At 57.8% G+C, this 13497-nt stretch carries 13 protein-coding genes; 7 read left to right on the top strand and 6 right to left on the bottom strand.

Features of this window, described 5'->3' with window-relative positions; genetic code table 11:
• Positions 1-23 precede the first annotated feature (23 nt).
• Positions 24-1163, top strand: a complete 1140-nt coding sequence (locus BUQ90_RS01705; protein WP_074203428.1) for an acyl-CoA dehydrogenase family protein — start codon at positions 24-26, stop codon at positions 1161-1163.
• 120 nt (positions 1164-1283) lie between these two features.
• The gene (locus BUQ90_RS01700; protein WP_074203427.1) at positions 1284-2552 is read left to right on the top strand and encodes a spinster family MFS transporter; all 1269 of its coding nucleotides are present in this window, start codon (positions 1284-1286) and stop codon (positions 2550-2552) included.
• On the opposite strand, the gene BUQ90_RS01695 is transcribed toward BUQ90_RS01700, so the two are convergent.
• Positions 2549-3286 (bottom strand): SDR family NAD(P)-dependent oxidoreductase, encoded by a 738-nt coding sequence (locus BUQ90_RS01695; RefSeq protein ID WP_162606733.1) that lies wholly within the window; start codon positions 3284-3286, stop codon positions 2549-2551. The two genes, BUQ90_RS01700 and BUQ90_RS01695, sit on opposite strands and share 4 nt — an antisense overlap.
• 92 nt (positions 3287-3378) lie before the next feature.
• On the opposite strand from BUQ90_RS01695, the gene BUQ90_RS01690 reads away from it, so the two are divergent.
• Positions 3379-4149 carry an SDR family NAD(P)-dependent oxidoreductase gene (locus BUQ90_RS01690; RefSeq protein ID WP_074203426.1) on the top strand — a complete coding sequence of 257 codons (771 nt, stop codon included), beginning with the start codon at positions 3379-3381 and terminating at the stop codon, positions 4147-4149.
• 9 nt (positions 4150-4158) lie between these two features.
• Here the strand turns inward: BUQ90_RS01690 and BUQ90_RS01685 are convergent, their stop codons facing one another.
• The 4 genes from BUQ90_RS01685 to BUQ90_RS01670 all read right to left on the bottom strand — a co-directional run bounded on the left by BUQ90_RS01685 (position 4159) and on the right by BUQ90_RS01670 (position 9894).
• Positions 4159-4932: an SDR family NAD(P)-dependent oxidoreductase gene (locus tag BUQ90_RS01685; protein ID WP_074203425.1), complete on the bottom strand. Its 774-nt coding sequence runs from the start codon at positions 4930-4932 to the stop codon at positions 4159-4161.
• A gap of 68 nt (positions 4933-5000) precedes the next feature.
• Positions 5001-6875, bottom strand: a complete 1875-nt coding sequence (locus tag BUQ90_RS01680; RefSeq protein ID WP_074203424.1) for a hydantoinase B/oxoprolinase family protein — start codon at positions 6873-6875, stop codon at positions 5001-5003.
• 1 nt (position 6876) lies between these two features.
• The gene (locus BUQ90_RS01675; RefSeq protein WP_074203423.1) at positions 6877-8934 is read right to left on the bottom strand and encodes a hydantoinase/oxoprolinase family protein; all 2058 of its coding nucleotides are present in this window, start codon (positions 8932-8934) and stop codon (positions 6877-6879) included.
• A 39-nt stretch (positions 8935-8973) separates the two neighbouring features.
• Complete coding sequence (locus tag BUQ90_RS01670) at positions 8974-9894, bottom strand: hydroxymethylglutaryl-CoA lyase (RefSeq protein WP_074203422.1); 921 nt, start codon at positions 9892-9894, stop codon at positions 8974-8976.
• 63 nt (positions 9895-9957) lie between these two features.
• Between BUQ90_RS01670 and BUQ90_RS01665 the strand changes: the two genes are divergently transcribed.
• On the top strand, positions 9958-11139 hold the full coding sequence (locus tag BUQ90_RS01665) for a CaiB/BaiF CoA transferase family protein (protein ID WP_074203421.1): 1182 nt from the start codon (positions 9958-9960) through the stop codon (positions 11137-11139).
• Positions 11140-11142: 3 nt separating this feature from the next.
• Here the strand turns inward: BUQ90_RS01665 and BUQ90_RS01660 are convergent, their stop codons facing one another.
• The gene (locus BUQ90_RS01660; RefSeq protein ID WP_074203420.1) at positions 11143-11793 is read right to left on the bottom strand and encodes a GntR family transcriptional regulator; all 651 of its coding nucleotides are present in this window, start codon (positions 11791-11793) and stop codon (positions 11143-11145) included.
• 108 nt (positions 11794-11901) lie between these two features.
• Between BUQ90_RS01660 and BUQ90_RS01655 the strand changes: the two genes are divergently transcribed.
• Genes BUQ90_RS01655 through BUQ90_RS01645 form a run of 3 tightly spaced genes read left to right on the top strand, consistent with a single transcriptional unit; the run spans position 11902 to position 13483 of the window.
• Complete coding sequence (locus tag BUQ90_RS01655; protein ID WP_074203419.1) at positions 11902-12654, top strand: aspartate/glutamate racemase family protein; 753 nt, start codon at positions 11902-11904, stop codon at positions 12652-12654.
• A complete protein-coding gene (locus tag BUQ90_RS01650; RefSeq protein ID WP_074203418.1) occupies positions 12654-13085 on the top strand; it encodes a nuclear transport factor 2 family protein in 432 nt (143 codons plus the stop codon). Before BUQ90_RS01655 ends, BUQ90_RS01650 begins: the two co-directional genes overlap by 1 nt.
• Positions 13085-13483: a nuclear transport factor 2 family protein gene (locus BUQ90_RS01645; RefSeq protein WP_074203417.1), complete on the top strand. Its 399-nt coding sequence runs from the start codon at positions 13085-13087 to the stop codon at positions 13481-13483. Before BUQ90_RS01650 ends, BUQ90_RS01645 begins: the two co-directional genes overlap by 1 nt.
• The last annotated feature ends 14 nt before the right edge of the window (positions 13484-13497 follow it).

Here is a 13497-nt window from a genome sequence, read left to right as displayed (position 1 = left end):
CCGGAATCAGGAGTAACAGACAAATGGATTTCAATTTCACCGACGAACAGAACATGGTTCGTGACGGCATTTCCCGCCTGATCCGGGAGCAATATGACTGGGATACGCGCCGCGAAGTGATTGCCAGCGAAACCGGCTGGCGGCCGGAGCTGTGGGCGCAACTGGCGGAACTCGGGATGCTCGCGGCACCGTTCAGCGAAGAAGATGGCGGTTTTGGTGGCGGTGCTACCGAAACCATGCTGATCATGGAAGAATTCGGCAAAGGTCTTGCGATTGAGCCGTTCATTCCCAGCGTTGTCTGCGCCGGCGGTTTTCTCAAATATGGCGGTAGTGCTGCTCAGAAGGAAGAATATCTGGCCGGAATCATTTCGGGCGAGATGATTTTCGCATTTGCCTATGCCGAACCGCGCGGACGGTACGATCTGGCCGATCTGCAGACAACGGCCAAGGCGGATGGCGGAGACTATGTGCTGAACGGCCACAAGGCCGTGGTTATTGGTGCGCCCTGGGCAACACATTTTGTTGTGACTGCCCGCACCGCCGGTGACCAGCGTGACCGCAGCGGCGTTTCGGTTTTCATCGTGGATAAAAACGCCGATGGTGTCAGTTTGCGCGATTATGGCACGGTCGACGGCCGGCGCGCTTCAGAAGTCTATTTCGAGAATGTCAAAGTTGCCGGCGATGCCCTGATTGGTGAGGCTGACAACGGTCTGCCGCTGATCGAACAGGTCGTCGACGAAGCCACCGCTGCAGTCTGTGCCGAAGCGACGGGTGCGATGAAGGTCACCAACGAAATGACCCTCGACTATTCGCGTCAGCGCAAGCAGTTTGGCACGCCGATCGGCTCTTTCCAGGTGTTGCAGCACCGCATGGCTGACATGCTGATGGAATATGAGCAGTCGGTATCGATGTCTTATCTCGCAACGATCCGGCTCTCCGAAGATGTGGCTACCCGGAAGGAAGCCGTTTCCTCCGCCAAGGTTCGTATCGGCCAGGCGGCGCGTTTCATCGGTCAAAATGCCATCCAGACCCATGGCGGCATGGGCATGACCGACGAACTTGCGGTGGGCAGCTATTTCAAGCGGCTTTCGATTATCGAGGGCGAATTTGGCAGCGTCGATCATCACATGCGGCGGCACATCCGGCTCAACGCGGCTGCCTGAATATTTGGCATTCCGGATCGAAACCCGAACGAATAAATCCTATCACTAAAGGGGAGAGGACCACTCTGGTTCTCTCCCTTTTTTGTGGTTAGACCAAGCCATCCTGTGGAGAGGATGCACATGAACCGTATAACCACGGCGCCCGCCGGCGGCAGTTATCGCTACTATGTCCTGACTATGCTGATGCTGACCTATATGTTCAACATCACGGACCGGCTGGTGATGTCGATCCTGATCGAGGATATCAAGGCAGAGTTCACTCTTAGCGACACACAGATAGGATTGCTGGCGGGAACGGCGTTCACGATATTTTACGTCCTTCTCGGGATCCCGGCGGGCCGGCTGGCCGACCGGACCAATCGCAAGAATATGGTGGCAGTAGCAGTCTCACTGTGGAGCCTTATGACAGCGTTATGCGGCCTGGCAGTGGGATTCTGGACCTTGTTCCTTGCCCGGCTCGGTGTCGGTGTCGGAGAGGCAGGTGGCAATCCGCCCGCGATTTCGACTCTGACTGATTATTTTCGGCCCGAAGAATTGTCACGGGCGATGGGGATTTTTTCTCTGGGTGCGGCGCTGGGACCGGTCATGGGTTTCGTTGCTGGTGGCCTGCTCGCCGAGGCCTATGGCTGGCGGGCAACTTTCATCATCCTTGGTTTGCCCGGCGTGTTACTTGGCATCCTGATCTATTTCACGGTCCGGGAACCGATGCGCGGAATATTCCATGCCAAAGCATCTGGTGAACAACAGCCATTCTGGCCAACGATGCGCCTGTTATGGGCTAACCGTCTGTTCGTGCGGGTTGTGCTGGCCAATGCGGTCACAATCATCACCGGCTATGCCTTCGCCATCTGGCTCGCGCCGATCCTGATCCGCAATTACGAGATTCCCGTGTCGCAAGTGGGCATTTATCTTGGGATCGTCTGGACGGCCGGCGGAGTGCCCGGCATGGTTCTTGGCGGACAGATGGCTGACTGGCTGGCGCGGAAGAATCCGAAATGGCGCGCCTGGTTCTGCGCGATCACGGTGATTCTCGCCTTGCCTGCACTGGTGCTGAGTTTGCTTGTTACATCCCTGCCTCTTGCGCTGGCCTTCTATGCACTGGGTTACGGTTTGATGGTCGCCGCGCAAGGCCCCTCGATTTCCATGATCCAGTCCAGCGTGTCCCCGACCGAGAGAGGAACGGCTTCGGCTTTTGCTTCGCTCGCGGCAACGTTGCTCGGATATGCAATAGCTCCTGTGCTGGTGGGGATAATGAGTGACCGGTTCGCCGGCGACTATGGCACGCTATCGCTCAACTATGCGGTGATTGCGGTGGCCATCGGCAGTCTGATCATCGGATCGCTGGGCTATCTCCTTGCCGCCAGATCCTTGCCCGCGAAACCCGACTAGAGCAGCAATCCGCCGTCGGCGATAATCGTTTGTCCGACAATGTAACCGGCCAGCGGCGATGCCAGAAACAGTGACAGGCCAGCCATGTCTTCCGGGTCGCCGATACGGCCAACCGGGATGTTCCGGATGGTGGCTTCACGGCGTTTGGGATGTTCGGTCGTGACCTTGGTCATCTTTGTCGCAATCAGACCCGGTGCGATGCCATTGACCCGGATACCATCGGGCGCCCAGGCCTTGCCCAGCGTCCGGGTCAGTCCCATGGCTCCGGTTTTGGAGGCATTATAGGCCGGATTGCCAACCGTGGCATGATAGGCGGCGGTGGAACTGATGATGATCAGCGACCCTTTCGCCTCCATAAGGAGATCGTGGAAGGCACCGGCAAAGGTCATCAGACTGTTGAGGTTGACCTGCAGCACTTTGGCAAAGTTTTCGGGTTCAAACTCGGCACGCTTGTACATGACCATGCCCTGCGAACAGATCAGCACATCCATTCGGTCGAACTTCTCCCGAAAGGCGACAATGGCTATGTCATCTGCCGCGTCAACCTGATGGTAGGAGAGGCCTTCGAGAACTGATCCCTCGGCCGGGTCATAGTCGCTTGCACTGGCTCGCGTGCCGGTTACATGAACCTCTGCACCGCAAGCTCGAAACGCCTGGGCCGTGGCATTTCCGATGCCACTGGATCCGCCAATAATGGCAACCGTTTTTCCCGAATAGTCCAGATTGGTATCGATCATCATTCACTCCCCTATGCAAAGCGATATTGGCCGATCTCCTCTGGATGGTCTAGGACCATTTGCCTGACAAATTTGAGGACTTACGCTTTATGGATTTGCCGTTTTCCCTTTCGGGACGCACCGCTTTGATCGCCGGGGCCTCCTCCGGCCTGGGAGCGCATTTTGCCCAACTTTTCGCCCGTGCCGGGGCACAGGTCGTTCTCGGGGCGCGGCGCACGGACCGGACCGCTGAACTGGTCTCGGCCATTTCGGATGCAGGCGGGCAGGCGCTGGCCGTGCCGCTTGATGTAACCGACGAAGGTTCGATCATCGCGGCCTATGATGCGGCAGAAGATGCATTCGACACGGTGGATTCAATTGTCGCCAATGCCGGGCTCAGCGCCTCTGGCCGGACGACCGATCTGCCGATGGACGATGTCGAGCGACTGGTGGCCACCAATTTCACCGGCGTTTATGCGGTCGCCCGCGAAGGCGCGAAGCGGTTGATCGCGAGCGGGAGCCGGCAAAAGGAAAACGGCCGGATCACGATCATCGGTTCTATCACCTCACGGCTGAACGCCAATGGCGACAGCGCCTATGCGGCCACCAAGGCGGGCGTGACGCATCTTGGCCGGAACATGGCCCGCGAATGGGTGCGGCAAGGGGTGAATGTGAACACTATCCATCCCGGCTATATCGCTACCGAGATCCAGGGCGACTGGTATCAGACCGATGGCGGCAAGGCGCAGATCGCCGGATTTCACCGCCGCCGTCTGCAGGAGATGGACTCACTGGACGCTATGATGCTCTATTTTGCATCTGATGCTTCACGATCGGTGACGGGGTCGGATATCGTCGTCGATGACGGTCAGTCGCTGTAATGCTTGGTGTCAGCGCCCACCGGTGACGAACAGGCACTGGCCGGTGACCCAGCCGGCGGCAGGTGAGGCCATGTAGACCACGGCGGAAGCGATATCTTCTTCCGCCCCGAACCGGGCCAGCGGGATCTGGAACTGCTTGAGCAGCGCTTGCCGTTTTTCGTCCGAATCAATTCCCATCGACTCATCGAAATTCTCGGTCGGGATCGGGCCGGGAGCCACTGCGTTGACCCGAATTTTGGGCGCCAGCTCCAGCGACAACGTCTGGGTCAGGCTGTTGGTGGCGGCCTTGGAAGCGCCATATGGCCCGTTTTTGATCTGGCCGCCGATCGCCGCCCGGGACGAAATATTGATGATCGAACCGCCGTTGTCCGCCATGTGCTTCGCGGCGACCACCGCACCCATCCAGACGCTCTTCAGATTGAGATCAATCTGCGCATCCCATTTATCCTCCGGTGTGCGGGTGAGATAGCGCGGTGTGCCGTCGGGGAGTCCGCCCGCATTGCTGACCCAGATCGACAGGCTGCCCAGCTCGCTGACAGTTTGATCTGCCAGTGCCTCCAGCGACTCCATTTTTGTGACATCTGTCGGGACGGCAATGGCCTTGCGGCCCAGCGCCCGGATCTCTTCAGCGACCTTGTCGATATCCCCGGCGGTACGGGACGCGACTGCCACATCGGCTCCAGCTTCGGCGAGTCCCAGAGCAATGGCCCGGCCTATCCCTTTGCCTGCGCCGGTAACTATGGCGACGTTTCCGTCCAGCCGGAAATTTTCCAATATGCTCATATGTGCAGGACCTCCCTTTGCCGGCAGGATGGTGCGCGGCAAGGGGGGAGTCTACTAACAGATTAAGGCTATTCGGCTGCCTCCAGCGTTGGCCAGATGGGTTGAACGGGTGGCTCAAGACCAGTCTCTTCCTTGCAATTGCTCCGCAAGGCCTCAATGCCTGGGCCATAGTCGAACAGGGGCAATTCTCCGCGTTCGGATGCCATTTTCGCACGGAGCGCTTCGGTGGCAGCCTCGTCGACAACGCCCCGGTCATCGGCCATCACACCATATTCCTTCGCACCTTCCGGTGTGACCAGTCCCTGGGTAATTTCCTTGCCGACCAGTGCGGGATCGCGTTCGAGAGGATCGCCCCATCCGCCGCCGCCCCAGGTGATGAAGTGCAGCTGGTCGCCTTCCTCGACGGTGACATCTTCGACCTTGTTGCCGATGATGACACTGGTTCCATCGGCCTTTTCGAGGATCTTGCGCGCACGCTTGCCGGGCTCTCCGCCATTGACGCCCCATGGCGGAACAAACCAGCGGTCATCATGAATGGAAATGGTGCCGGCGGCGAGGAAACGATAGGACATGTGAATGCCGTTACCGCCACGATGCAGACCTGCTCCGCCACTGTCCGGCATGGTCTCGTAGCGTTCGATCAGCAGCGGGAAATAGCGCTCGAGAAACTCGTTCGGGACATTGGTGAAACCCGGCCACAGCGAATGGCCGTCCGGCCCATCGCCCAGCGGACGTCCGGGGATGCCGCCAAAACCGATCTGGAACAGCTGGAACCATTCGCCCTTGTCGTCATTACCCGAATAGAACAGGTGCGGGCTGGACGAGAATCCGGCGGCGTTGAGGAATTCCGGTGTCTTCTGGCCGAGCAGTCCGCCGAGAATGTCGAAAATCCGCCCCAGCGCATGGGTCCGGCCGGATAGCGCTGCCGGGAATTTCGGTTTGAGCAGCGAACCCTCGGGTATGCGGACATCGATCAGGTCGTAGAAGCCGTCATTGAACAGGATCTGCGGATCAAACACCATGATCATGTAGATGCCGAAGAACATCTTGAACATGTTTTCGTTGAGGAAGAAATTGATCGAAGCCTGACTTTGCGGGTCGGTTCCGTCAAAATCCAGAATGACCTTTTCGCCTTCGCGCCACATGGTGCATTTCATCTTGTACGGACCGGCACCCATGCCATCGTCGCAAATATAGTCTTCGAAGCTGACCTTGTCTTCACCGATCGCCATCGCGATCAGGGATTTCATCGCGCGATGATTGCGCGCCAGCAGTTCCTGGGTGGCAGAGATATAGACGTCATCGCCAAAGCGTTCGGCCATTTCAATCACGCGCCGGGAAGCGACCCGGCAGGAGGCGATCAGGGCGTTCAGATCCGCCTGACACCAGTCAGGTTTGCGCGTCTGATGCATGACGAGTTTCATCAGGTCGTCATTATATTCGCCCTTTTTCCAGATTTTGACCGGCGGGATACGCACGCCTTCTTCAAAAATCGATTTGGCATCGATGGGCATGGATCCGACCACCTTGCCGCCGATGTCGGACTGATGGCCAAACATGGCCGTATAGGCGATCAGCCGACCGTCCTTGAAAATGGGCAGCAGCACCAGCCAGTCATTATTGTGGCTAACGGCACCTTCGCAGCTATAGGGATCAGACAGGAAGATCATGTCACCGTCTTCCAGCGTTCCGTCAAACTGCTCCAGGAAGCCGCCAATGAAGCTGCCAAACTGGCCGACAATCATCTTGCCCGTATGATCCGCGATCAGGGGAAACGCATCCCCCTGTTCGCGGATTCCCGGCGACATCGCCGTCCGGACCAGGGTGGCATCCATTTCAATACGGGCGTTGCGCAAGGCGTTTTCGATAATGTCCAGCGTGACCGGATCAATATCCACTTTTTTGAATGGCGTTGTGTTGGTCTCTATGATTTGTGCAGGCATCTTACTGTCCTTCCGCCAGATTGATCAGGATATTGCCATGAGCGTCGACTTCGGCGACGCACCCGGTTTCAATCAATGTTGTCGAATCCATTTCGATGACGATCGCCGGGCCCGGAATGATGTCCCCCTGCCGGAGTTTCGATCGATCATAAATCGCCCCGTCCTGTTCCGCGCCATCCATCCATAATTTGTGATCGCGCATTTTGGCTTCCGAGGGATCGCCATTGCCTTTTGGCAGTTCCACGGCGGCGAGATCGAGCACCTGTCCCAGTGCGACGGCCCGCAGGTTCACAATTTCGTGCGGCGTATCCATATTGAAAGTGAACAGCCGGTGATGCTCCTCGTCAAACCGTTTCAATATGCCTTCGATTCCGTCCTTTTCCAGAACTTCAGGGGTGATGGTCAGCGGCACTTCAAAAGCCTGCCCGGCATATCGGACATCGACTTCAAACTCGCTGGTGATATCGTCTTCGGCCAGGCCGTCGGAGAGGAGTTCGGCCCGCGTCTGGTCTTTCATCTCTGCCAATATCGCGATCAGTTCCGCAGCATCTGTCGTGGTTGCCAGCCGCGAGAAGGAGCGGGCGGTTTCGGTTCGCATGCGGGTCGTCGCGTCGCCCAGTGCACAAAGCACGCCGGGAGAGACCGGAGAAACCGCCGGCCAGCTGCCCATCAGCCGGGCCACCGCATTGACATGCAGCGGTCCGGCACCGCCAAAGCCCATCAGCGCGAAATGCCTGGGGTCATAGCCCTGCTGGACCGAGATCATCCGTAGTGCGCCAAACATGTTTTCGTTGACGATATCGATGATCCCGCGCGCGGCCGACATCAGGTCAATGCCCAGCGCATCGGCGATTTTCTGAACCGACTTCTCTGCGCCTTCACGATCGAGCTGGAAACTGCCGCCAAGCAGGTTTTCCGGCAGATAGCCGAGTACGACATTGGCATCGGTCACGGTCGGCTCTTCGCCGCCCTTGCCATAGGCGACCGGGCCTGGCACGGCACCGGCGGATTGGGGTCCGACCCGCAGCGCGCCAGTCAGTTCGGGCACATAGGCGATGGAACCGCCGCCCGCGCCGACGGTTTTCACGTCGAGCGAAGAGGCGCGAACCGACAAATGGCCAACTTCGGTTGTGCGCACCCGGCGGGGTTCCAGATTTTCAATCAGGGCCACGTCGGTTGACGTCCCGCCGACATCCAGAGTCAGGATATTTTTGAGTCCGGCATTTTTCGCGACCCACATCGCGCCGGTAACGCCGCCTGCCGGCCCCGACATCAGGATATTGACCGGATGCTCTTCCGCTTTCTGGGAAGACATCAGGCCGCCATCGGACCGCAGCAGGGAGAATTTTCCGCCCATGCCGATATCGGCCAGCTTGGAACGCAGACTCGAGACATAACGACTGACAACCGGCCGGACCGCGGCATTGGCGACGGTCGTCAGCGTCCGCTCATATTCCTGCATTTCGGGCAGCACTTCGTGGCTCAGCGAAACCGGCACATCCGGCAGCTCGGACACTACCATGTCTCCAACATGTTTTTCATGCGTACCATTGGTATAGGCATTCATCAGCGAAACCGTAACGGCTTCGACGCCCTGGGCTTTGAGATGGCCGATTGCTTCCGTGATGCTGCCATCATCGAGTGGCCGGACTTCTTCGCCCGCGGCATTGATTCGGCCTTTGACCGTTACCGTATTTTCCAGGGCCGCCAGCGGCTCAGGCTTTGGCCAGATGATCCAGGCGGCCAGACCGCCCGGTACGAAACTGCGCGCGATCTGCATGATGTCGCGATAGCCTTCGGTGGTAATCAGACCGACCTTGGCCCCTTTTCCCTCCAGAACAGCGTTGGTGGCGACCGTGGTGCCATGAAGGAAATAGTCGATAGCGCTGGCTTCGACACCGGCATCGGCACAGATGGCGTTGACGCCATTCAAAATGCCTTCGGAACTGTCATGCGGAGTAGACGGCGTTTTTGTGCGCCAGAATTCGCCGCTCTCCTGATTGAACAACAGCAAATCGGTAAATGTCCCGCCGACATCGACTCCCAGTCGGTACGCCATAATCTGTCTCTCTCTTCTATTCTGTAATTATATTCCGCATCAGGCCTCGGCCCTCGCCACCAGGGAAGGAAGCCCCCGGTCGAGTATTTGTGCAAACCATTGGTTGGTTTTGATCGCGGTGCGAAGGTTGAGACCGTGCTCAACGCCGGACCTGTCGAGCAGGTTGATCAGGTCTTCGGTGGCAATATTTCCCGTGGCATTGGGTGCAAACGGGCAACCGCCGAGGCCGCCGAGACTGGCATCGAGCGTTTTTACACCTGATCTGACCGCTGCCCAGGCATTGGCGATCCCGGTATTTCGCGTGTCGTGAAAATGGGCGCGCATGGAAATATGATCCGGAAGGATTTGCTTCAGCCGGCCGAACAGATCCTCGACCTGTGCCGGTACACCAACGCCGATCGTATCCGCCAGCGCAATTTCCAGAGGATCCTCCTCAGCCATTTCGCTGGCTATCCGGATGACAGTCTCGGCCGGGACCGCGCCTTCGAAGGGACAGCCAAAGGCGGCGGAGATGGTTACTTGTGCCTTGAGGCCTTCAGCCTTGGCAAAGCGGATCATCTCGCGATTCTCCCTGATGCCCTCTTCAATGGTCTGGCCCTGGTTTTTCTGCCCGAACGTGTCGCTGGCGACGATGACGCAGCCGGCTTCGTCGATGCCGCGCTTGTTGCCTTCCCGCGTTGCCAGTCCGCGCAAGACACCCCGCTTGTTCAGGCACAGGCCGATATAGGACATGTCCGCGCGATCCGGCAGGCCGGCAATGACGGCTTCCGCATCCGCCATTTGCGGCACGCGCTTCGGATGAACGAAGCTGGCGACTTCCATGCGCCGCACACCGGCATCAATCATCCGCGTGATCAGTTGCAGCTTGTCTGCGGTTTCAATCTGGTCGGGCTCGTTCTGCAGCCCGTCACGCGGACCGACTTCGAGAATCTGGACAGAAGGAGATGCACCCTGGGTCATAAAATTTGTATACAATCCCTAATCTGCTTTGTATAGCAAAAGGATGATGCGGGAGATTTTCTGATGGCGCAAGGGGCACTTTCCGGACTGCGGCTCATTGAAATGGGGCAGCTGATCGCGGGCCCGTTCTGCGGGCAGCTGATGGGCGATCATGGCGCGGAAGTGATAAAAATAGAGCCGCCCAAAGTCGGTGATGCCATGCGTAGCTGGGGCCAGGGGATCCCGCTCTGGTTCTCGGTCGTCGGGCGCAACAAGAAGTCGATTACCCTCAACCTGCGGGAGAAGGAGGGGCAGGATATCGTCCGCCGGCTGGCGGAAAAGTCCGACTTCCTGCTCGAAAATTTTCGTCCCGGTACCATGGAAAAATGGGGACTCGGCTATGATGAGCTGAGCAAGATCAATGAAGCACTAATCATGATTCGCGTATCCGGCTATGGCCAGACCGGGCCTTATGCTTCGCGGGCAGGCTATGGTTCGATTGGCGAGGCGATGGGCGGCATGCGCTATATTGCCGGTGAACCCGATCGTCCGCCGAGCCGTGCCGGCCTGTCGATTGGCGATTCGCTTGCCGCCACTTATGCCTGCCTTGGCGCGATGATGGCGCTGCATCACCGGCATGTCACCGGCAAGGGTCAGGTGGTTGATTCCGCCATTTACGAGGCGGTGCTGGCCAATATGGAGTCAACCGTGGCCGAATATTCGGTCGCAGGTCACATCCGCGAGCGAACCGGTTCTATCCTGCCGAAAATCGCTCCATCCAATGTCTATCCGACATCAGACGGCAGTGTGCTGATTGGGGGCAATCAGGACAGTGTCTGGAAGCGGATGGCCGCAATGATGGGACAGCCGGAACTGGCGGAAGATGACCGCTACGCAACCCACGTCGCACGCGGAGAGAATCAGACCGAACTTGATGATCTGATCGGTGAGTGGACGAAAACGCTAACCAGTCAGCAAGTGCTTGATCTATGTGAAGAACATGGCGTTCCGGCGGGCAATATCTACCGTGCACCGGAAATGATTGCTGATCCGCATTTTGCTGCTCGTGAAGCGCTGGTAACCATGGATCATCCGCAACATGACAATTTCGTGATGCAGAATGTTGCACCGAAACTGTCCGAAACGCCCGGTGGCGTGGAATCGATAGGCCCCGATCTGGGCGCGCATAACGAAGTGATCTACGGAGAGCTGCTGGGCATGGACAGCCAGACCCGTGCGGATCTCGAGGCGCGTGGAATTATTTGATTATCAGTCGTTTGCTGACCGGGCGGTTGCGCTGAACTTGTGAAATGCGCGGCGAATATGACTGGTCATAACGGCTCCGGCCCAGTGGGAATCCTGGGCATCAAAAGCGGCAATCAACTCATCATGATCCTTGGCGGATTGCTCCAGTTCGGCATTCGAATATTGATGCGCCGTCCGGTGGACGACCGGCTGTTCGATCAGGGCGGGCAACAGTTTGCTGAGCCTTGGAGACTTTGCGCAAGCCAGGATCAGGTCATGAAACTCCCGATTCGCCTGCAAAAAAGCCGCAATATCTGGCCGGGACTGGCGAATGGCCTGCTTTAGCCGGTCATTGATGTCCCGCAATTTTTCGACATCTGCCGTGCCGATCCGCCGGGCTGCGCGCTCTGCGGCATGTGCTTCCAGCATGGCGCGCAAGGTGAACATCTCGTCAATTTCATCTTCGGACCAGTCGGCGATCGAAAGGCGTTTGGATGCGCTGCGCACCAGCAGCATCTCGTTTTCCAGCCGCCGGACCGCATCGCGCACCGGGGTGCGGGAAACGCCCGAGATTTCGGCCAGCTTTTCCTCGGTCAACTGCATGCCGGGACGCGCCTCGCCATAGAGGACAAAGCTGCGGATCTTTTCATAGGCGGTTTCGGCGGCGCGACTCATCTGTTTCCTTTGCGCAACTTTTAACTGGGCATTTGACCATCTGGTGACTTTCCGCTTGACCAGACAGAATTGTATACAATAGAAGCGATTCAGGAGGGATTGTCAAATATGCCCGATCCAAAACGCATCAAGGTCATTGTTCCCATCCCGATGGACGAAGCGGGTGTAGCCGCTCGGGCCGAACAATTGCCAGCAGATTTTGTCCGTGATGGATTCGCTCCCGAATTTGTCGCCGTCCCCTGGGGGGCCGCACTTGGCGACAGCTATCATGATACAATGCTGATGGACTGGACCGTGTTCCAGGCCGGGATTACCGCGGAAGAAGAGGGCTATGCCGGCGTGCTGATCGACACGGTCAGCGACAGCGGCATGCGGGCGCTGCGCTCGCGCCTCAATATCCCCGTGGTCGGCCCCGGCGAGGCGGCCTTTGCCGCGGCGATGATGCTGGGCAAGAAATTCACCGTGCTGACCATGTGGCCCGAATGGTTCCCGCTTTATGAGAAAACGCTGACGGAATATGGCTGGTGGGAAAGGGTCGCTTCGCTGCGGTCCATCGAGACCCGGCCCGATGTCACCGAATTGCTGGCAGGCAAGGAAGAAGTGATCTTCGACAAGCTGAAAGCCGAAGCGACTGCGGCAATGGAAGAAGATGGAGCGGACGTCATTGTTCTGGGCTCCACCACCATGCATCAGTCGGCGCAATATCTTGATGACAATCTCCCGATCCCGGTCCTGAACCCGGGGCAGGTCGCCTACAAGTTTCTCGAAACGCTGATCGAACTGGGCCTGACCCACAGCAAGAAGGCGTTTCCGGCGCCAGAAGTTCCGAAAGATGATGATATCCGAAAGGGGTGGTACTGATGAGCGAATGGACTCCCGGCATGGCAGGTCAGACGCCGCTGCCCTATCCGTTTTATGTCGATATTGTGACCAAGCGCTATTTTGATGGCGTCGACAACAAGAATCTGACGCAGGTTCTCAACTGCTTTGCGCCGGATGCGGTACTCTATGAAGCGACCTCTGACACCACCCATGACGGTCGTGATGCGATCCGGTCGATGTTCGAAAAGCTGTTCGCGGACTTTGAGGATATCTGGCACGGCAATTTCGTCCACACGGCCGACCCGGAAACCAACGCCATATGCTCCCAGTTCACGGTGCTGATCACGCCCAATGGCGGCGAACAACTGCGCTATGAAAACTGCAACCGCTTCTACTGCAAGGACCGGCTGTTCCAGCATGTCACGGTCTATATGAGCGGTGACAACCTGCTCAAGGAAGGAGACAGCTGATGCAATATGAACCCGGCCTCTCCCGCGATGAACTGATTGAATTTGCCACCAAAACCTATTTCGGCAATGTCGATGCGAAGAATATGGATGACACATTAGACTGTTTCCATGATGAAGCCCTGTTCTGTGTCCAGACCGATTTCACCCGCCATAGCGGCAAGGCCGAAATCCGGCGCATGTTCGAGGATTTCTTCGGGGCCTATGAGGTGATCATCCACCGCGACTTTGTCTGTACGGTTGACGAAGCGCACGGCCGGATCACAGCGAATTTTATCGCCGAACTCAAGGATTCAGAAGGCAATGTGACCTTGCTCAACAACACCAATTTCTGGCGCTTGCGGGACGGCAAGTTCCAGGAAGTCTATGTCTATATGAGCGGAGCCAATGTGCTCGTTTGAAAATACCAGACGGT

The sequence above is a fragment of the Parasphingorhabdus marina DSM 22363 genome, assembly GCF_900128895.1.
Lineage (GTDB): Bacteria > Pseudomonadota > Alphaproteobacteria > Sphingomonadales > Sphingomonadaceae > Parasphingorhabdus > Parasphingorhabdus marina.
Note: the sequence above shows the minus strand (reverse complement) of the source record. Positions and strands in the feature narration are given on the sequence as shown.